We start from the raw sequence: 19526 nt of genomic DNA, 5'->3' as shown, positions 1-19526 counted from the left end.
AAAAAATTAGACAAGAGAATCAATTGAAAACGGATGCCCTAACGATCGGCCAGAAATTAATCATTTATACAGATAAAAAACAGACAAATAAAAAAGAGCCAGGCAAAATACCCGGCCAAAAGATAAGCAAAAAGCCAAAAATGGCTTCCTCTACTACTATTATCGTCAATAATGACGATTCTTTATCTATTTTAACAAAAAAATCTACTATTTCATTAGAAAAATTAGCAGAAGGCAATCAATCAGCCGTGCTTAAGCCAAGCGTGACATATCAAATAAAGGCAGGGGACACCTTATATTCTCTTGCTGAGAGATTTAATACAAACGTTCATGAGCTGATGAAGGCAAATGAGCTAAAATATCCAATAGCGATTATTGGAACTGACCTCCAAATCCCTGTTGGACATGTAAAAACAAGCCAAGGAATGATCATCGGAGCGATTGACAATACTTCTATTGAAGTATTAGTAGATGGCACACACCAGGTGTTAGAAGTTTCCTACGGATCGTCCCGCCTTTATCAGCAACAAGAGAATCAGCAAGTGCTGCTGACTTATACAATGGGAAATGAGGATCACCGTCCTGCATTAATCAATGTAGAGAACATTTAAAGAAAAGCGGCAGGAATCACTCCTGCCGCTTTCGCATTTTTTCTGCCTTTCTTTAGGTGCTGCAGCTGCCGGAATACTTCTTCAATAACATCAGGAAGAGAGAGGTTATTCGCAGCAATTGCTTTTGTTTGTACGCAATTTATTGCCAACGCTCGCTGTTAAGCCGATAAATCGCTGCAGTTTCGGGCATACATAACAAAGAAAATGAAATTCTTACTTATTAACTCCCTATAGGAGCAAGGGAAAAGCTGCATATCGCTTTTTAAGCCAATGATCTATGAGCCCGATAGAACAGCCGGATTCTTCATTAAAGAGCTTCCAGGCAGCATCTATCTAAATAAGCTGAACGGCTTAAAGATTATTGTGCTGCTGGCCAATCTCCTTGCTGCCGATGATTTCATTGGCTGCTTCAAGATTCCCGTGTTCATCCACAGATTCGCCGGAAAGATATTCACTTGCGTCCGTATGAAGGTTCATTTCCGGATCAGCAGGGATCAGCGGCGTTTTTGCCAGATCTTTTTTCTTCATTTGATCAGCTCCTTTATTATTAATGTGGCTTAAGATGATTTACTTATGCGGGAGGCGGTCATGTCAAAGGAAGAACGCGGGAAATCATGTCACCGTGACGTCTGCTGGCGGAGAGTTGACCGGTTAGAAAAGCATAGTATAATGGAGCGATGATGTACTATGTGAAGGAAATGGAGGAAGAAATTTGAAAAAGAAACAAATACAAGGATGGACCAAGTGGTTCATTTTGCTTTTCTTTATCGCAGCTAACATAGTCCCTTCTTCAGCCGCTGCTGCCAAACAAGGAAGCCCTTCTAACAGCAAGCGGGTAATTGTTGCATTCGGGGACAGCAATACGCAAGGAACCAACTGGCCAATCAATAAATATGATGCCAAAAGCAAGTGGGTGACCAGATTACAACAAACCCGCACAGTTATCAACGCAGGGGTTGGCGGCAATACAACAGAACATGGGCGGAAACGCTTTTCCAAAGATGTGCTGAGCAAAAAGCCGAAAGCAGTCATTATTATGTTTGGCACCAATGATGCGGTTTTAAATGCAAAAGGACAGCCCCGTGTATCCAAGGCCAGGTTTGAAAGCAATTTGAAATATTTCACTGATACTTTAAAAGCACGCAACATCCATGTGATTTTAATGACGACTATACCGGTTATTCAAGGAAACGGGCAGAATGACTATTATTACGCTAGATATGACCAGCGGCTCTATACAAAGTATAACGGCGCCAGACAATGGCATAATTCATATAATGCGATCGTTAGAAAGGTAGCTAAACAGAAAAAAGTCACCCTAATCGACAATTATGAAATAATGACCAGCTCAATGAAGGGAATAACGGATAGAAAGCTGATCGGCTCAGGGTGGATTGACTCATCCGGCACCCACCTGACTCCACAAGGGGCAGATGTTATTTACCGCTCCGTCAGCAGCGCACTCACTGCCAAGCTCGGCAAATAGTACTGGCCAACTTCGCAGCCGGCAAAAACAGTTTAAGGAACAGAAGGATAATGAACGAAGAGGTGGATAGGACTTAAGTAAATAGGCATGGAAGAAAGATGCACCATAAACAGGGAGCCCCCTAGCAAGGGGCTCCCTGTTTGTTGCTATTCAACATTAAAGTAACGGGCGTCAGGGTGGGCGAAGACGATGGCAGAAACGGAGGCTTCCGGCTCCATCATGCATCCCTCTGTTAAGCGGACGCCGATTTCTTCAGGCTGAAGCAGCTTAAAGAGCTTTGTTTGATCATCCAAGTTCGGACAAGCCGGATAGCCGAAGGAGAAACGCTGGCCTTGGTATTTGGCAGCGAAGCGTTCTTTCATTGTAAACTCAACGGCATCAGGAAAGCCCCATTGATCGCGCATTTCCTGGTGAATCCGTTCGGCGAACCCTTCGGCAAGCTCTAAAGCTGTTGCTTGCAGGGCGTGGCTGTGAAGAAACTCGCCTTTTTCTTTTAATTCAACTGATTGTTCGCGGATGCCAAATCCGGCGCTGACGACGAAGAAACCAACGTAATCCATCTTTCCGCTGTCCACTGATTTTAAGTAGTCAGCCAGACAAAGAAAAGGTTCCTTTGGCTGACGCGGGAAGGTAAAGCGTTCAATTTCAGTTTGGCTGTCTGCCGGATCATAGATGATGACGTCATCACCATCAGATTGGGCAGGGAAGAACTGATAGACGCTAGCCGTTTTCAAGCGGCCGGACCCCAAGAAGGTATCGACTGTTTCCTTGAGAGAGGTAGCTCGTTCGTCTCCTTCAGCAAGCAGTTTTTCTACTTTTCCTTTTAGGCCGAGGTGATGGCCAATCAATGTCTGTATGTTAATATAAGGCTTTAAATGAGCGACGGGATAATCGCGCTGAATGCGTTTTTGCAGATCACGCGGAACAAAAACCGGAGCATCCTGACGAACGGTTTTCTTTGGTTTTTCCAGCACAGCAACCGAAGTGGCCTTCATGGTTTCCCTATAAGCCTCGACTTCTTTGCGTTTTTCTTGTTTTTCTTTTAATTCACTTAAGAGCTCTGTTTTTTCTTCAGCATCTTGCAAGCGGCCCGCAATAGCTAAACCATCCATTGCATCTTTGGCGTACAAAACAGGTCCTTCGTATTCCGGTGAAATTTTTGTTTCCGTAAAGCGCCGGGAAAGAGCAGCGCCGCCTACTAAGATCGGCAAATCAATATTGGCCGCTTTCATATCCTGAGCGGTAATGACCATTTGCTGGGCAGACTTCACGAGCAGCCCGGAAAGGCCGACCATATCGGGATTCTCCCGCTTGATCGCTTCAATTAATTCAGCAGGGGTGACTTTAATTCCTAAGTCGACGACCTTAAAGCCGTTGTTGCTTAGAATAATGTCTACAAGGTTTTTGCCAATGTCGTGGACATCTCCTTTGACCGTAGCAAGAACAACTTTTCCCTTGCCGTTATCATTTTCTTTTTTCTCCATATAAGGCTCTAAAAAGGCGACAGCTGCTTTCATGACCTCGGCGCTTTGCAGCACTTCCGCTACAATCAGCTGATTGTCATTAAATAGCCGGCCGACTTCTGCCATTCCTTCCATTAATGGGCCGTTAATGATATCGAGCGGCGTATCGAAGGTCGTTAAGGCTTTTTCTAAATCAGGCAGCAGTCCTTCTTTTGTTCCTTCCACAACATAGTAGCTCAGCCGGCCTTCTACTGTCTTAGGGATATCTTCTTCCTTTTTCTCTTTCTTTTTGTCACGGTAAAAGTCAGTAAAGGTGGCCAGCGTTTTATCATTCGTTTCAAAAAGCAGCTTTTCGGCCATAGCGATTTCTTCTTTTGGAATGGAAGCGAAACGCTCAAGTTTCTCGGTGTTTACGATGGCGTAGTCGAGCCCGGCTTGTGTACAGTGATATAAATAAACGGCATTCAGTACCTCGCGGCCAACAGGAGGGAGGCCAAATGAAACGTTGCTGACACCGAGAACGGTTAGCGCTTTGGGCATTTTCTCTTTAATAAGCCGTATGCCCTCCACCGTTTCCTCAGCTGAGCCGATGTATTGTTCATCGCCTGTGCCGACCGGGAATACGAGCGGGTCGAAAATAATATCCTCCGGCTGGATCCCCCATTTATTGACAAGCAGGTCATAAGAGCGCGCTGCTACTTCCAGCTTGCGCTCCCGGGTGACTGCCATGCCGCGTTCATCAATGGTGCCGACCACGACAGCTGCCCCATATTTTTTTACGAGCGGCAGGACAGCATCAAACCGTTCTTCCCCATCCTCTAGGTTGATCGAGTTAATAATGGCTTTTCCTTGCGAGTATTTCAGCGCTTTCTCGATGACTTGCTCATCAGTAGAATCAATGACGAGCGGCACTTTTACTTTTTTTACGACCTCCTGCATAAATGCTTCCATATCCTCAAGCTCGTCACGATCAGGATTGGCCAGACAAATATCGATTACATGGGCGCCGCCTTTAACTTGGGCACGGGCGATTTCCGCCGCCTCTTCGTATTTTCCTTCAATAATCAGCCGTTTAAATTTACGGGAGCCGATCACATTGGTCCGCTCGCCGATAAATAAAGGCCGCATAGAGTCGTCATAATGAAGCGGCTCAATCCCGGCGACGGTATGTCCGTGAGGCTGTTCCGGGCGTTTGCGCGGCGGGATCGTTGCGAGTGCCGCCCTCATTGCGCGAATATGATCTGGTGTCGTGCCGCAGCAGCCTCCTACAATGTTCAGCCAGCCTTTCTCAGCAAACCCTTTAATTTTTGCGGCCAGCGATTCAGGAGACTCATGGTAACAGCCGTTTTCGTCGGGAAGGCCGGCGTTGGGGTAACAGCTGACAAAGCTCTTGGACAAGGCAGAAAGCGACCGGATATGATCCGTCATAAATTCCGGTCCGGTGGCACAGTTTAAGCCGACTGATAAAGGATCAATATGCTCGATAGAAATATAAAACGCCTCAATATTTTGGCCGGCCAGTGTAGTTCCCATTGGTTCGATCGTTCCCGAAATCATAATCGGCAGTTTTTTCCCTGTCGCTACAAACGCACGTTCAATTCCGAGAATACCCGCCTTGACATTTAGCATATCCTGGCTCGTTTCCATTAAAATCACATCGCAGCCGCCGTCAATCAAGGCGGTTGCCTGTAATTCAAAGTTCGTGCTCAATGTGTCAAAGTCAATGCCGCCTGTGACGGACAAGGTTTTCGTTGTGGGCCCAATGGCGCCGGCGACATAGCGGGGATGGTCAGGCGTCGAAAATTCATCTGCGCACTGGCGGGCAATTTCTGCTGCCCGTTTATTAATTTCATAGGCTTTATCACCAAGATTGTACTCATTTAATACAAGCGGGGTGCCGCCAAAAGAGTTGGTTTCAATAATGTCAGTGCCGGCTGCTAAATAATCGCGATGAATCTTTTCGATGACATGAGGGGCAGTGAGATTTAAGTATTCATTGCAGCCGTCATATTGTTCGCCGCCAAAGTCATTTTCTGTCAAATTGGCCTGTTGGAGCATTGTTCCCATAGCGCCGTCTAAAAATAAAATTCGTTTTTTCAGCTCTTGTTCAATTGGATATTGTTTCGGCATGAGGGATCCCTCTTTCCTTTGTTTTTCCATCTAACTCTTCGATGTAACGGATCAATTCAATGGACATATCATAACGCATAAAAGGTGTAATAATATAGATCCCGTTAAACAGCTTGGCAGCTGTATCGATTAATTCTTTCGCAATCGTTACGCCTTCTCGTGCAGCGGCTTCCTTATCATGCTCATATACTTTCATTCTGGTCAGCGTCTCTTCTGACAGCTTGATTCCGGGCACTTCATGATGAAGGAATTCAGCGTTTCTTGAGCTTGTCAGCGGCATGATGCCAAGAAAAATCGGTGTTGGCAAATGCTTCGTCGCTTCATATATTTCAACAATCTTTTCTTTAGTAAAGACAGGCTGAGTAATGAAATAATCAGCTCCGCACGCGATTTTTTTCTCCAAGCGCTTGACAGCCCGGTCCAGCACACGCACATTCGGGTTAAAGGCCGCGGCGACTGAGAAGTTCGCTTTTTGTTTCAGCGGCTTTCCTGAAAACGAAATGCCTTCGTTCAACTGTTTAATCAATTGAATGAGTTCCATGCTGGATACATCATAGACAGAGGTTGCCCCCGGGAAATCACCAACTTTTGTGGGGTCTCCAGTGATCGCAAGGACGTCGTGCAGTCCAAGAGCGTGAAGCCCCATGAGATGGGATTGCAAACCAATCAGATTCCGGTCTCGGCAGGTGATATGGACAAGCGGACGGATGTGATGCTGTACCTTCAGCAAAGAACCCATCGCTAAATTGCTCACGCGCGGAGAGGCAAGAGAGTTATCTGCCATTGTAATAGCAGCCATGCCTGTTTGCTGCAATGCTTTAGCTCCTTTAATATAAGCAGCTGTATCTAAATGCTTGGGCGTATCAAGCTCCACAATCATCGTCCGTTCTTTTTTGACCTGTTCATGGAGCGGCGGTACAACCAAAGGGGCAGGTTCTTTGATGACAATCGGTTTTTGGGCAATGACTTTTTTCTCGGTAATCGGCGCGAGGCCAGTGAGTGCTTTTTTGGCTGCTTCGATATGTTTGGGCGTGGTTCCGCAGCAGCCGCCAATGAGCCGCACTCCTTCATTGCGCAGTTGAACAGCAGCCTGCCCAAAGTAGTCGGCTTCAGACTCATAGACGACCCGTCCGTCTTCGACATCAAGCAGGCCTGCGTTAGGGTAGGCGGATAAAAAGGCTTTTTCAGGAAGCGTCACCTCTTCAAGTGCCTGGATGGTGTGGTAAGGGCCGAGGCGGCAGTTGACGCCTACAACATCTGCCCCTAAGGATTCCAGTTGCTTGAAAGCTTCGTTTAATGAAAGTCTGTTTTGCAAAATGCCGGGTTCATGCATAGACACTTGGGAAACGATTGGCAAGTCCGTGACCTTGCGCAGCAATTGCAAAACAGTGGTTAACTCTTCAAAATCATAATAGGTTTCCAGCAGGAGACCATCGGGAGATTCCTGTAAAATCGCCTCTGCCTGCTGCTGAAAAGCTGATTTTATCTCAGAAAGAGAGGCGCTGCTTTTTCGAATGCCTCTTATGCCGCCGATCGTTCCTAACACAAACCGCTGCTCAGGTGCGGCTGCTTTCTTGGCAATGCGCACGGCCGCTTTGTTCAGTTCCTCTGCACGGTTTTCCATCCCGTATCTGGCAAGCTTCAAGGCATTGGCGCTATAGGTGTTGGTTTGAATAATATCTGCGCCGGCTTGTATATAGTCACGGTGAATTTTTTCAATAATTTCCGGTTTTTCCACGTTGAGTTCCTCATAACAGAAATCAATGCCGTAGGAATAGAGGAGGGTGCCCATGGCACCGTCAGCTGTCAGCACTTCGGTTTGCAGTCTATCTAATAATTTCATGCTGTCCATCCTTTCTGGATTTTCCTTTAATCATAAGAAAAAGCCTTCTTAATAAAATTAAGAAGGCTTTACATTGGAAATGTTTGATCCTTCTTATCTTCCAAACTGACAAAGCAGTTTGCTGGATTTAGCACCTCGGCCCGCTAACGGCTGGTTGCTGAAGCGTCATAGGGCCAGTCCCCTCGGCTTCTCTTGATAAGAAATAAGTTGATATGCAATTAGTAAAAGAATTGAACATATCATATCTTTTTCGCTGAAATTAGTCAATAGAAAATTTTGAATATTCTATAGGGATTGTTGGATAAACGATGGAAAGGATATACTTTTAAAAGGCAACCAGCTTATTAGACTCATTGTCTAATAAGAAGATTAGATAAAGGAGGAGTCAAGTTGAATCAGCTTCGTTATTCATTATTCATTTTAGTGGGGGCCTGCAGCTATGGAGTCCAAGCCTCTGTTGTAAAGCTGGCAACCAATGCAGGCTACCAGGCGAGCCAGATGACAGGCTCGCAATATCTTTTTGGCCTTCTTTTGCTGCTCATTCCTTTCTTGCTGACGACCCGCATTTCATTGACATTTAAGCAAGTAGCTGCACTGCTTGGACTGGGGGTGCTGTTAAGCTTAACAGGTGTGTTCTATGCAACGAGCATTCAAGATCTTTCGGCCTCCATTGCCATTGTTCTGCTTTTTCAATTCACCTGGATGGGGATTTTCATTGAATCCTTATACTTGAAAGCTCTTCCATCTGGTGCAAAGATCATTTCAGCTCTGCTGTTGTGGGCAGGCACTTTTCTTGCCGCTGGAATATCTTCAGAAGGGATAGAATGGACCGGCCACACAAAAGGGATTGCTTCTGGCTTTTTGGCGGCCTTGACGTTTGCTTTATTCCTTTTCTTCAGCGGCAAGGCAGGAAAAGAAGTGCCGGCTATTCAAAAAAGCTTTATTATTTCTGCCGGCGGGCTGCTGACGGCTTTTTTATTTGTGTCGCCGGCTTTTATCACGGACGGCACGTTAACTGGCGGCTTATGGAAGTACGGGGTGCTTGTCGGGCTGCTCGGAGTGCTCGTGCCAGTTATTCTGTTTGCGCTCGGCACGCCGCACGTTGAACCGGGGATAGCAACGATTCTTGGCGCGGCAGAGCTGCCCGCAGCTATGATCGGGGCAATGTTCATCGTTGGTGAACACCTGACGTTTGGGCAAGCAGCCGGGATTACGCTCATCTTAATTGGCATTGCTGTACCCCAATTCATCAGCAACAGAAGGATAGGGCCCAAGCACTTGTACAGCGGCTGATTTCTCCAAGTTGTCACAAAGCAGAAAACCGAACAATGGTATACTGTCAGTAAATATGATGTACAGGGCGGTAAATAGATGAATAAACAATTATGGCAGAAAGCAAAAGACTTTATTACGGTATGTTACCGGGAATTAGATAAGCCCGCTGAAGAAGTGAACAGGCGGTTGAATGGGGTAAAAGAGGAAATTGAGAGAACCGGAAGTTATACACAAACGTTTGAAGAGCTGAGCCATGGGGCAAAAATGGCTTGGCGCAACAGCAATCGCTGTATTGGCCGTTTGTTTTGGCAAACCCTGCACGTATTTGATGAAAGAGCGGCAGCAACAGAGCAAGAAGTATTTGACGCTTTAACCCGCCATGTAGAGTTTGCGACGAATGACGGGAAAATCCGGCCAACGATTACAGTGTTTCGCCCAACGGCGCCTAACCAAGAGGACATCCGCATTTGGAATCATCAATTGGTCAGATATGCAGGATATCAAACAGAAGCAGGCCTAAAGGGTGATCCTGCTTCTGTTGAATTGACGGCCAAATGCCAGCAGCTGGGCTGGAGAGGAGCAGGCACCGATTTTGATGTTCTTCCCTGGGTGGTGCAAATAGGACAGCGGCCGCCGAAGCTGCTTGAAATTGACAAGGAGATTGTCAAGGAAGTCGCTATTACCCATTCGTCATATGACTGGTTTGCTGATCTTGGGCTGAAATGGTACGGCGTGCCGATCATTTCTGACATGAAGCTGGAAATAGGCGGAATTGATTATAAATTTGCTCCTTTCAACGGCTGGTATATGGGAACAGAAATCGGCGCCCGCAATTTAGCTGATGAATTTCGCTATAATCAGCTTCCTCTGATTGCAGAGAAGCTTGAATTAGATACCACTAAAGCCTCGACTCTTTGGAAAGACCGGGCGCTAGTCGAATTAAATACTGCTGTTCTGCATTCCTTTAAGTGTGCGGGCGTAAGTATCGTTGACCATCATACGGCAGCCCAGCAATTTAAAACGTTTGAACAAAATGAAGAAAGGGAGGGAAGGGGAGTGACTGGCGACTGGACCTGGTTAATTCCGCCAATGTCACCGGCAGCTGTTCATATTTTTCATAAAGAATATGAAGACGCGATCCAAACTCCGAATTACTTCTATCAGGAGCCGGCTTATCCGTTAAAAAAATAGAAGGCAAACAAAAAAGCAGCTATGTGACCGGCTGCTTTTTTGTTGATCATTCTGCTGTCAGAGTTAGCTTGTTACTTTTTGCAGGCTTTTCATCACGTGAAGCGAACGGCCCGTGCCAATGGCCACTGACTCCAGCGGATTGGGGGCCAAGTGGACAGGCACAATGATTTCTTCGCTGAGCCAATCCTGCATGCCATTTAGCAAAGAGCCGCCGCCGCTGATGACGACTCCTCTGTCGACGATATCACCGCTTAATTCCGGAGGGGAATTTTCCAGGGTTACACGGATGGTTTCTAAAATAGCCAGCAGCGATTCTTTGATTGCTTTTTGAATTTCATAAGAGCCGACTTCAATGGTTTTAGGCAAACCGGTGACCAGGTCCCGGCCGCGCACATCCATGATAATCTCTTCATGATCAACTAAAGCATAACCAATCTCCATTTTGATTTTTTCTGCCGTCCGCTCACCGATGAGCAAATTGTATTGCTTGCGCACGTATTGAACGATATCTTCATCCAGTTTATCGCCGCCGACGCGGATAGAGTTGCAGGACACTACGCCCCCATAAGAAATGATAGCCACTTCAGTTGTACCGCCGCCGATATCGACGATTAAGTTGGCGATCGGCTCCTCTACAGGCAAATCGGCCCCAATCGCTGCAGCGACAGGCTCTTCAATTAAATGAACGGATCTGGCTCCCGTGCTTTTTACAGCATCCTGGATGGCTCTCTTTTCAACAGATGTTGCACCGGATGGGGTGCATACAACCACACTAGGCTTGCGGATACTAAGCCCTAATACTTTGCCGGCCTTTTTCATCAGGCCTTTCAGTAATTCAGAAGTGATATCAAAGTCGGCAATGACCCCGTCTTTCATTGGGCGTGTAGCTATAATCCGTCCAGGCGTTTTTCCGATCATTTCCTTGGCCTCGGTGCCGATGGCCAGTACTTTTTTCGTTTCTGTATCAATCGCGACTACTGAAGGTTCATTCACGATAATCCCTTTGTCTTTGCTGTAAACGAGCAAATTGGCTGTTCCTAAATCTATTCCAATTTCGATTTGTCCAAACATAAATCATTCCTCCAACTGGCAATCCTCTTGAGTTTCTTTCATAAGTATAAAGATGAACAAAACAGGATGTATATGGGACAAAATGTGGAAAGCGGAATGTTACAATCCTGACTCTATTGTTACAATGTTTTTCTGCCATAGGAATAACTATTTATCAGAATTGAAAAGTAAAAAGCAGGGACCGCTGTTAACAAATTTTAATCTTCGTAAACTAAAAAGCCGCTGTAATTCAGCGGCTTTCACAGTTTATTCCATTCCTTCGGTCTATTTTCCCGGGGAAGAGAAAAATTCAACCAGTTCTTTGCTATATTTTTTTCTTGCTTTCCGATGGCTTGCCCGATTCACTGCTGTTTCGTTCAGCCACTTCTCGTCCTCTGTCTCAGGCAGCACTTCAGGAATAGCTGTCGGATGACCTGATTCATCTAAAGCAACGAATGTTAAAAAGGAAATGGCGGCAACTTCTTTTTCCCCTGTCATCAGATTTTCGGACAGGACTTTCACAAAGACCTCCATACTTGTTGTACCTGTGTATGTCACCATTGCTTCAAGCGTCACTGCATCGCCTACGCGAATGGGCTTTAAGAAATCAACGGAGTCTGTGGAGGCAGTAACCACAGGCTTTCTAGCTAGTTTTGTTGCTGATATTGAAGCGATATCATCTATATAAGCCATTAATTTTCCGCCGAATAAAGTGCCGTGATGATTAGTGTCAGGAGGTAGGACATACCCTGTTTTAATAGACAGTGTGTCTTTCATTGATCTTTTTTCTCTCATATACAGCACCTCGCTAATTATTTCATACACGTAGTATAACCTATGTACGCATAAATCTGTTGCTTTCTGAAAAAATAGAAGAATTCAGAAATTAAGGTTGTATTTTAATTAATTATAATGTATAAATATTAAATAAGATCATAAATGAAAAGAAACTTGCAGATAAAAAAATGAGGCATATGAGGTGAAAAGAATGCTAGTGACAGATATAAAAAACAGTCAGGAACTGAAGGGGAAAGATTTGTTAAAGCTTGCGGATTACACTCCTGAAACCATCGAAACGCTTGTATATTTAGCGGATGATATGAAGAAAAATAAGGAAAAGTATGCGGAAGCCTTAAAAGGGCAATTGCTCGGAATGATTTTTGAAAAGCATTCGACACGTACGCGTGTGTCGTTTGAAGCGGCTATGATTCAGCTTGGAGGACACGGCATGTTCTTAAGCGCCAATGATATGCAAATTGGGCGCGGAGAAACAATTGAAGATACCGGAAAAGTGCTAGCCGGCTATTTGGATGGCATCATGATCCGCACGCACAGCCATTCCAGAATTGAGGCGCTCGCCGAAGCGGCAAACATCCCGGTTATTAACGGGCTGACGGATTTATATCATCCGTGCCAGGCGCTCGCTGACCTCTTAACTGTATATGAAATCAAAGGGAAATTTAAGGGAAGCAAAATGGTCTACGTTGGTGACGGAAACAACGTGGCTCATTCATTAATGATCGGCGCGGTCATGGTTGGGATGGACTTCACGCTCGCTACGCCGGCCGGTTACGAAGCAGCGCCTCAAGTAGTGGAAATTGCCAAGGGAATCAGCGAGCAGACGGGAGCCAAGCTGGAATTTGTTGAAAACCCTGAGGAAGCCGTAAAAGATGCAGACTTTATTTATACAGATGTTTGGACCAGCATGGGGCAAGAGGAGGAGTCGGCCATCCGTTTACAGGCATTTGCTCCTTACCAAGTAAATGAGCAGCTTATGTCTTTTGCTAATCCGGATTGCAAATTTATGCATTGTCTGCCGGCGCACCGCGGTGAAGAGGTGTCGGCCGGAATTATGGATGGCACAGCTTCTGTTGTATTCCAGCAAGCTGAAAACCGGATGCATGCCCAAAAAGCCGTTCTTTATAGTGTAATGAAAAAGTAATTAACTCAATGATACAGGAAGAAATTCAGAAACGGACTTTTACGAGTCCGTTTTTCTGTTTGGAAAAAGATATCGTGGTAAAATAAGAAGATAAACAGAAGGAAAATGGCTGAAAAGGTGGGAGCAAAATGGAGCTTCGGCAAATTAAATATTTTATGGAAGTGGCAAAAGAGGAGCACGTCACGGAAGCGGCTCACCGCCTTCATGTGGCCCAATCCGCCGTCAGCCGCCAAATCGCCAAACTAGAAGATGAGCTTGGTGTTGAATTGTTTTTGCGGGAAGGCCGAAATGTGAAGCTGACCCATGCCGGGAAAATATTTTTGCAGCACATGGAATCTGCGATGAATGAAATTGACCGGGCCGTTGCTGCTATTGACAGCTACTTGAATCCGGAAACCGGAAAAATTCGGCTTGGCTTTCCTAACTCTTTAGCCACTAAGACGCTGCCGCGTGTTATTTCTGCTTTTCGCAGCCAATACTCAGATATCGGCTTTGATTTTCACCAAGGCGCAAACAAGGAGCTGCGGGAGCTTGTAGAAAGAGGAGAGATTGATCTCGCTTTCGTTTCCCCGGTGCCGGAAAGCACGCCGGAAATCTCAACGGAGGTTTTTTTCTCGGAAAGCATGCGGGTTCTCCTCCCAATCCAGCATCGTCTAGCCAAAAAAGACAGTGTCAATTTGCGTGAGCTGATGAATGACCAATTTGTGTTATTTCGCACAGGTTACGACATGAGAAGCCTGGTGATTGAGGCATGCCGGCAAGTGAGTTTTGAGCCTAAGGTCGGATTTGAAAGTGATGATGTGTATACAATGAAAGGATTGGTGGAGGCTGGGCTAGGGGTCAGTTTACTCCCGGAAACGCTTCTTGCTGAGCAAACACCGCCCGGAACGGTCAGTTTGCCTATTGGCGTACCGCAAGTGACCAGGACGGTGGGAGTGATCGTAACAAATGTGCGGACCTTGCCGCCTTCAGAAAAACTGTTTTATGATTTTCTTATTAGTTACTATCGCCGCTTAAATCAGTTTAGTCTGTAGAGCTGGCTGCAGCGTCACTAAAAAAACTGTTTCCAGCCACTGGCGGCTGGAAACAGTTTGGTGAAGCGGTGAGTGTTCACCTTCTATTAAATGCCTTCTGCCCAATTCCCATTGCGGAAGATCGGTTCGCTGTTCCCGCTTTCGGTTATTCCGTCAATGTTCATTTGGTCGGAGCCGATCATAAAGTCAACATGGGTAATGCTTGTATTTAAGCCATGCTGCTCAAGCTCATCTTGCGACATCGATTTGCCGCCTTCAATGCAAAATGCATACGCGCTGCCAATGGCCAAATGGTTAGATGCGTTTTCATCGAATAGCGTGTTGTAGAAAAGAACATTCGATTGCGAAATAGGCGAGTGATGAGGCACGAGAGCGATTTCACCGAGATAATGGGAGCCTTCATCTGTTTCGACTAATTTCTTTAAGACCTCTTCTCCTTCTTCCGCTTGGACTTCGGTAATTCGTCCATTTTCAAATGTAACTTTAAAGTTGTTAATGATATTTCCGCCGTAGCTTAAAGGCTTCGTGCTCGATACATATCCGCTTACCCCGGTTTTATGAGGAACGGTAAATACCTCTTCCGTTGGCATGTTCGCCATAAATTCATGGCCTTGTTCATTGATGCTGCCCGCTCCGACCCAAAGGTGTCCTTCAGGAAGCTCGATGGTTAAGTCTGTTCCCGGAGCCGTATAATGCAGCTTTTTATAGCGTTTGCCGTTTAAATAATCGACCTTTTTATGCAATTCCTCATCATGATTTTTCCAAGCTTCTACCGGGTTGTTTGTATCAGCCCGGACAGCTTTGAAAATGGCTTCCCATAACGCCGGGATTTGCTCTTCTTTCGGGAGATGTGGAAAGACTTTTGCTGCCCATGCTTGGGATGGCGCGGCAATGACTGTCCAGCTGACTTTATCAGACTGAATGTACTGCCGATATTTTTTCATAGCCTGGCCGGCAGCTTTTTGGAAGCTCGCAATTCGATCCGGCTCTACCCCCTTTAATAAATCGGGGCTGGAGGAAACAATCGACATAAAGGCGGCGCCTTCTTCCGCCAGCTGTTCGAGCATCTGAACACGCCATTTCGGGAATTCCTGAAACGCTTCGTCCGGTGCCAAGTCATATTTAAGGCGGGATACTGTATCATCATCCCAATTGACTTGCACATTCTTCGCGCCTGCTTCGTAGGCTTTTTTTACGATTAATCGGACGAGCTCTGCAGAATCAATCGATGTGTTAATCACCAATGTTTGGCCTTTTTGGATATTTACCCCTACTTGCACTGCTAATTCAGCGTACTTTTCTAACGTGTTCTGGAAGTTTTCCATATGTATGCTCCTTTATTAAACAGAATAGTGAATATATTCTATTGTAACAAGAATGGAGGGAGAGGCAAAATTTTAGGGAAGGCAACCTGGTAAAAAGGAGCCCTTTTGATGTGATCGCAGTCCATTTAACTGACCCGGGCAAATATCAGCCGGGGAGTAAAAAAACTCCGGAGAGTCTACTCTTCGGAGTTTTTTACTAGCAAAGCGCTCAAAGCTTCCGGATTGGCCGCTAAATCTTTCAGTGTATACCGGTCGAGCACAGCTAAATAGGCTCGCAATGCTTGAAAAAGAACATGCTTTAAACCGCAGACCGATGTAATGGCGCAGCGGTTTGTATCAGGGTTAAAGCATTCCACTAAATGAAAGTCATCTTCTGTTTGCCGAACTACTTTGCCGATATTAATTTCTTCAGGCTGAAGAGCGAGGCGGATCCCGCCATTTCGTCCGCGTATAGTTTCAATCAATCCGAGCTTGCCCAGCTCGTGTGTCACTTTCATTAAATGGTTTTTCGAAATGTGATAAGCTTCTGCTATTTCCTTAATATTAGAAAGCTCGTCTCTCGGACGGGCAGCTAAAAAGATCAGCACGCGCAAGGAATAATCTGTATAGAGAGTTAATTTCATATTTCACCACTACTTTCGTCTTATATTCATTATATATGTGTGAACAAGAGGAATCAAAAGAATGTGAACGTTTTATTACACTAATTAAAAAGCGTTGCTTTAAGGGTAAAAAAGGATTATAAATAAGATGTATCAAAAATACATCTTTTAAAAACACTTTATTGGAGGGCTTTATATGCTATCCCAAAAAACGATTGATATCGTAAAATCTACAGCTCCTGTGCTTGAAGTGAAAGGCAAAGACATTACTACTCATTTCTACCGCGCCATGTTTGCGGACCATCCTGAACTTTTGAATATATTTAATCACGCCAATCAAGAAAAGGGGCGCCAGCAAACAGCGTTGGCCAATACCGTGTACGCAGCGGCCAAATACATTGACCAGCTGGAAGTATTGGTTCCTGCTGTTAAGCAAATTGCCCACAAACATCGCAGCTTAGCCGTTAAGCCTGAGCATTATCCAATTGTGGGCGAGTATTTATTGAAAGCGATTAAAGAAGTGCTTGGCGATGCAGCAACTGATGATATTATCAATGCATGGGCAGAAGCATATGGCGTCATCGCCCAAGTATTTATCGATACGGAAGCGCAAATGTATAAGGAAGCCAGTGAGCAGGCAGGCGGCTGGATGGACTTTAAGGAATTTGAAGTGGCTGATAAAGTGAAGGAAAGTTCTCTTATTACTTCTTTCTATTTGAAGCCAAAAGACGGCGCTCAGCTGCCCGCCTTCCATCCGGGGCAATATATCACGATTAAGCTGAATATTCCTGGGGAAGAAAACATTGTTAACCGGCAGTACAGCTTATCAGCTGCGCCGAATAAGGAGTATTATCGCATCTCTGTGAAACGTGAAGCGGACTATCAGCCAGAGGGAACAGTGTCTAACTATTTACATGATCATATCGGTAAAGGGGACACTGTGGAAGTAAGTGCGCCTGCGGGAGATTTCTACCTGGCTAATGATCGGAAAGAACCGGTTGTGCTTATTAGCGGAGGAGTGGGAATTACCCCGATGATGAGCATGCTGGAAACCCTTGCAGCAGAAAACAGCAAACGGGAAATCGTTTTTATCCATGCAGCCCGTAACGAAGAGGCGCATGCTTTTAAAGAGCATACGGAGCAGCTAGTGCGCGAACTGGACAATGCCCGTTCCTATATGGCTTATGGAGAGAAAAAAGATAAGCAGACGATTTGTGATGTTGAAGGACATATTGATGCGGAGTTCTTAAAAGAAGTCGTTCCAAACAACAGCATCTGTTACGTTTGCGGACCAGTGCCATTCATGGGAGCGGTGATTGGACATTTAAGTAAAAACGGCCTTTCAGAAGCTCAAATTAAATTTGAATTTTTTGGACCAGCTGTTCAATTGCAGCAAGCATAACGAAACTGTACCTCAAAGCCGGACTTCTCTAGTCCGGCTTTTTGATTTTATCGAAAAGCAAGCGTTTCAATCAGGCTGTTTTTTTATACGGCAGTGAAGGCTTTAAAAAACTCATCCAATTCATGTGCCTGCAAAGGTTTGCTAATGTGATAGCCTTGTATTTCATCACATTTTAATGAGATAAGAGTCTGCAGCTGTTCTTCTGTCTCTACACCTTCTGCGACGACGTGCAAGTGAAACAATTTTGCTAAATGAATAATCATTTCAACGAGAGCCTTTCCTTCTGGTGAAGTATGGACATCGTCAATAAAGGATTTATCAATTTTTAGCGAATGAATCGGCAGTTTTTTTAAATAGGTAAGTGAAGAAACACCCGTGCCGAAGTCATCAAGCGCAATCGAAATGTGGTCCGCTTGAAGCCGTTTAATGACCTTTACCGCTGTATCCAGGTTTTCCATAATGGAAGTTTCGGTAATTTCAAGTTCCAAGTGCCTGCCGTCTAACCGATATTTTCTCAGTATGCCGGTTACGGTTTGGTGTAAAGCATGAGACAAGAACATCGGCGCTGAAATATTGACTGCTATTTTCTCAAGCGGATGGCTCTTATTTCTCCATTCCTTCATTTGTCTGCAGGCTTCATTTAAGGTCCATTCCGTTAATTCAGTGATAAAACCATTTTTCTCAGCAATAGGGATAAAGATAGAAGGAGGCACAAAGCCGAATTCAGGGCTGTTCCATCGGACAAGAACTTCAGCACAGCTGATTCTTTTTTCTTTCACGTTATACTTCGGCTGATAGCATAAGTAAAATTCATTGTTCTGCAGTGCTTCCCGGAAGCTCATAGCTATCTGCCGTTCTTTCTCATTATCATGTACTGCTGGATTATAGACGACAAGTTGATTTTTACCGTTCGTTTTAGCAAAATATAATGCTTTCTCAGCGGCGGCATTTAGCTGTTCAAATGTATAGCCATGTGCCGGTGCCAAAGAGATTCCCGCTGAAGCAGTGACAGTGACTGGATAATTGCTGATTACAAATGGGGCAGCCAGCTTTTTCAGCCAGCTTCTTGTTAGTTCAAATGCTTCTTTTTCCGTGTAAGTCTCCATAAGAAGAATAGTAAATTTATTGCCTTCTACCCGGCTTAGCAATCCATTGGGAGGAATAAGCTGTTCAAGCCGCTGTGAAAGAGCTCTCATCAATAAATTGCCATTCATAAATCCAAAGGTTTCATTGATCCACATGAAATTATCAATATCCATCATGATTAAAAGAAGAGGTTTCTTTCTCTCTCTTAAATAGGAATCGACAGTCACCTGAAGCTTCCGCCGGTTTGGCAGGTCTGTCAGATCATCGTAATAAGCAAGCCGTGTGGCAGTTTGCTGATCAAAAATAGCAACAGTCAGGAAAAAGATAAACAGCAAGCCGACCACAAAGAGAATGAGAAGAATGAGCGACAGCGGCTGCTCAAACAGTTGGCCGCTGCTGGGAAAATGGCCCATCATTGAGAAGTTAGCTGCTTTCATCCCGATGTAATGCACACTCGCAATTCCAAGGCCTAAGAGGATACTGGCTATAAACCGGTAAAAAGTCTCTTTTTTCTTGTTCAAAACATACAGGATGTAAAGTGAAGCATAAGAAATCAAGGTTGCTGTTACAACAGACAAGAGTATAAGAGAGGGACGATAGGAAATGCTCGCATTCATCTTCATCGCACTCATCCCCAAGCAGTGCATAGCCACGATGGATAAACCGATCAGAAATCCCGCGCTAAGCATCGTTTTTGGTTTTATTTTGCGGTTATGGAGCGTATACAAAGCAATGCCCGAAGCTCCGGCTGCGGGCAGAACCGCTAATAAAACCAATCCTATTTCATACTCCACATAAACGGGCAAAGAAAAAGCCAGCATCCCAATAAAATGAACCGACCAAATCGTTAAGCCCATGGATAAAGAAGCAAGAAACATCCATACATTCTTCTTTTTCTTGTTTGAAGAAGTAATTCGGTCATTTAAGCTTATTGAGACAAAAGACCCAAAAACGCCGATGATAATGGAAAGAAGAACAATGTTGCTTTGATAAAACTCTGGTAAAGGTTTCATTGTATAGACCGTCTTTCTTTATTTTTGTCTATGTTTCAGTCAGCAATAGCTTTACTTTACATGCTAAGTTAAA

16 protein-coding genes and 1 riboswitch are annotated in these 19526 nt (G+C 45.0%); of the genes, 7 read left to right on the top strand and 9 right to left on the bottom strand.

What is annotated here, in order from left to right; translation table 11 throughout:
• A partial coding sequence (locus BBA02S_RS12475) for a LysM peptidoglycan-binding domain-containing protein (protein WP_156477587.1) occupies positions 1-611 on the top strand: 611 nt, incomplete at its 5' end.
• On the opposite strand, the gene BBA02S_RS20710 is transcribed toward BBA02S_RS12475, so the two are convergent.
• Together BBA02S_RS20710 and BBA02S_RS21005 are read right to left on the bottom strand one after the other, a co-directional pair.
• Positions 608-760: a hypothetical protein gene (locus BBA02S_RS20710; protein ID WP_156136674.1), complete on the bottom strand. Its 153-nt coding sequence runs from the start codon at positions 758-760 to the stop codon at positions 608-610. The genes BBA02S_RS12475 and BBA02S_RS20710 overlap by 4 nt on opposite strands.
• 202 nt (positions 761-962) lie before the next feature.
• Positions 963-1139 carry a hypothetical protein gene (locus BBA02S_RS21005; RefSeq protein ID WP_169799361.1) on the bottom strand — a complete coding sequence of 59 codons (177 nt, stop codon included), beginning with the start codon at positions 1137-1139 and terminating at the stop codon, positions 963-965.
• A 184-nt stretch (positions 1140-1323) separates the two neighbouring features.
• On the opposite strand from BBA02S_RS21005, the gene BBA02S_RS12470 reads away from it, so the two are divergent.
• Positions 1324-2097, top strand: a complete 774-nt coding sequence (locus BBA02S_RS12470) for an SGNH/GDSL hydrolase family protein (RefSeq protein WP_231557221.1) — start codon at positions 1324-1326, stop codon at positions 2095-2097.
• 146 nt (positions 2098-2243) lie between these two features.
• On the opposite strand, the gene metH is transcribed toward BBA02S_RS12470, so the two are convergent.
• A complete protein-coding gene (metH, locus tag BBA02S_RS12465; protein ID WP_041114374.1) occupies positions 2244-5690 on the bottom strand; it encodes a methionine synthase in 3447 nt (1148 codons plus the stop codon).
• Positions 5668-7533, bottom strand: a complete 1866-nt coding sequence (locus tag BBA02S_RS12460; protein WP_041114375.1) for a bifunctional homocysteine S-methyltransferase/methylenetetrahydrofolate reductase — start codon at positions 7531-7533, stop codon at positions 5668-5670. The genes metH and BBA02S_RS12460 overlap by 23 nt, the downstream gene beginning before the upstream one ends.
• 90 nt (positions 7534-7623) lie before the next feature.
• A riboswitch (SAM riboswitch) is annotated at positions 7624-7735 on the bottom strand.
• Between the two features lie 188 nt (positions 7736-7923).
• On the opposite strand from BBA02S_RS12460, the gene BBA02S_RS12455 reads away from it, so the two are divergent.
• Both BBA02S_RS12455 and BBA02S_RS12450 read left to right on the top strand, forming a co-directional pair.
• Positions 7924-8826: an EamA family transporter gene (locus BBA02S_RS12455; protein WP_041101560.1), complete on the top strand. Its 903-nt coding sequence runs from the start codon at positions 7924-7926 to the stop codon at positions 8824-8826.
• Between the two features lie 78 nt (positions 8827-8904).
• The gene (locus BBA02S_RS12450) at positions 8905-9999 is read left to right on the top strand and encodes a nitric oxide synthase oxygenase (RefSeq protein ID WP_041101562.1); all 1095 of its coding nucleotides are present in this window, start codon (positions 8905-8907) and stop codon (positions 9997-9999) included.
• Positions 10000-10062: 63 nt separating this feature from the next.
• Here the strand turns inward: BBA02S_RS12450 and mreBH are convergent, their stop codons facing one another.
• Positions 10063-11070, bottom strand: a complete 1008-nt coding sequence (mreBH, locus tag BBA02S_RS12445) for a rod-share determining protein MreBH (RefSeq protein ID WP_041101563.1) — start codon at positions 11068-11070, stop codon at positions 10063-10065.
• A 264-nt stretch (positions 11071-11334) separates the two neighbouring features.
• Positions 11335-11844: an acyl-CoA thioesterase gene (locus BBA02S_RS12440; protein WP_041101566.1), complete on the bottom strand. Its 510-nt coding sequence runs from the start codon at positions 11842-11844 to the stop codon at positions 11335-11337.
• A 193-nt stretch (positions 11845-12037) separates the two neighbouring features.
• Here BBA02S_RS12440 and argF point away from each other — a divergent pair, with 193 nt between their 5' ends.
• The gene (argF, locus tag BBA02S_RS12435; RefSeq protein ID WP_041101568.1) at positions 12038-12991 is read left to right on the top strand and encodes an ornithine carbamoyltransferase; all 954 of its coding nucleotides are present in this window, start codon (positions 12038-12040) and stop codon (positions 12989-12991) included.
• A 128-nt stretch (positions 12992-13119) separates the two neighbouring features.
• A complete protein-coding gene (gene gltC, locus BBA02S_RS12430) occupies positions 13120-14025 on the top strand; it encodes a glutamate biosynthesis transcriptional regulator GltC (protein WP_041101570.1) in 906 nt (301 codons plus the stop codon).
• 86 nt (positions 14026-14111) lie between these two features.
• Here the strand turns inward: gltC and BBA02S_RS12425 are convergent, their stop codons facing one another.
• Positions 14112-15350, bottom strand: coding sequence for an aminopeptidase (locus BBA02S_RS12425; protein ID WP_041101572.1), 1239 nt, complete (start codon positions 15348-15350; stop codon positions 14112-14114).
• A gap of 176 nt (positions 15351-15526) precedes the next feature.
• Entirely contained in the window at positions 15527-15973 is a 447-nt protein-coding gene (locus tag BBA02S_RS12420; RefSeq protein WP_041114376.1) for an RrF2 family transcriptional regulator, read from the bottom strand.
• A gap of 175 nt (positions 15974-16148) precedes the next feature.
• Between BBA02S_RS12420 and hmpA the strand changes: the two genes are divergently transcribed.
• Positions 16149-17354: an NO-inducible flavohemoprotein gene (hmpA, locus tag BBA02S_RS12415; protein WP_041114377.1), complete on the top strand. Its 1206-nt coding sequence runs from the start codon at positions 16149-16151 to the stop codon at positions 17352-17354.
• A gap of 83 nt (positions 17355-17437) precedes the next feature.
• Here hmpA and BBA02S_RS12410 read toward each other — a convergent pair whose 3' ends face one another.
• The gene (locus BBA02S_RS12410) at positions 17438-19453 is read right to left on the bottom strand and encodes a bifunctional diguanylate cyclase/phosphodiesterase (protein WP_041114378.1); all 2016 of its coding nucleotides are present in this window, start codon (positions 19451-19453) and stop codon (positions 17438-17440) included.
• Positions 19454-19526: the final 73 nt, after the last annotated feature.

It is taken from the genome of Bacillus badius NBRC 15713, from assembly GCF_001591605.1.
In the GTDB taxonomy this organism is placed as follows: domain Bacteria; phylum Bacillota; class Bacilli; order Bacillales; family Domibacillaceae; genus Pseudobacillus; species Pseudobacillus badius.
This window is presented reverse-complemented; position numbering and strand designations above follow the sequence as displayed.

Coding starts and splice junctions, on each gene's coding strand:
- BBA02S_RS21005 (WP_169799361.1), bottom strand. CDS start 1,139: ATGAAGAAAAAAGATCTGGCAAAAACGCCGCTGATCCCTGCTGATCCG.
- metH (WP_041114374.1), bottom strand. CDS start 5,690: ATGCCGAAACAATATCCAATTGAACAAGAGCTGAAAAAACGAATTTTA.
- BBA02S_RS12460 (WP_041114375.1), bottom strand. CDS start 7,533: ATGAAATTATTAGATAGACTGCAAACCGAAGTGCTGACAGCTGACGGT.
- BBA02S_RS12450 (WP_041101562.1), top strand. CDS start 8,905: ATGAATAAACAATTATGGCAGAAAGCAAAAGACTTTATTACGGTATGT.
- mreBH (WP_041101563.1), bottom strand. CDS start 11,070: ATGTTTGGACAAATCGAAATTGGAATAGATTTAGGAACAGCCAATTTG.
- BBA02S_RS12440 (WP_041101566.1), bottom strand. CDS start 11,844: ATGAGAGAAAAAAGATCAATGAAAGACACACTGTCTATTAAAACAGGG.
- argF (WP_041101568.1), top strand. CDS start 12,038: ATGCTAGTGACAGATATAAAAAACAGTCAGGAACTGAAGGGGAAAGAT.
- gltC (WP_041101570.1), top strand. CDS start 13,120: ATGGAGCTTCGGCAAATTAAATATTTTATGGAAGTGGCAAAAGAGGAG.
- BBA02S_RS12425 (WP_041101572.1), bottom strand. CDS start 15,350: ATGGAAAACTTCCAGAACACGTTAGAAAAGTACGCTGAATTAGCAGTG.
- BBA02S_RS12420 (WP_041114376.1), bottom strand. CDS start 15,973: ATGAAATTAACTCTCTATACAGATTATTCCTTGCGCGTGCTGATCTTT.
- hmpA (WP_041114377.1), top strand. CDS start 16,149: ATGCTATCCCAAAAAACGATTGATATCGTAAAATCTACAGCTCCTGTG.
- BBA02S_RS12410 (WP_041114378.1), bottom strand. CDS start 19,453: ATGAAACCTTTACCAGAGTTTTATCAAAGCAACATTGTTCTTCTTTCC.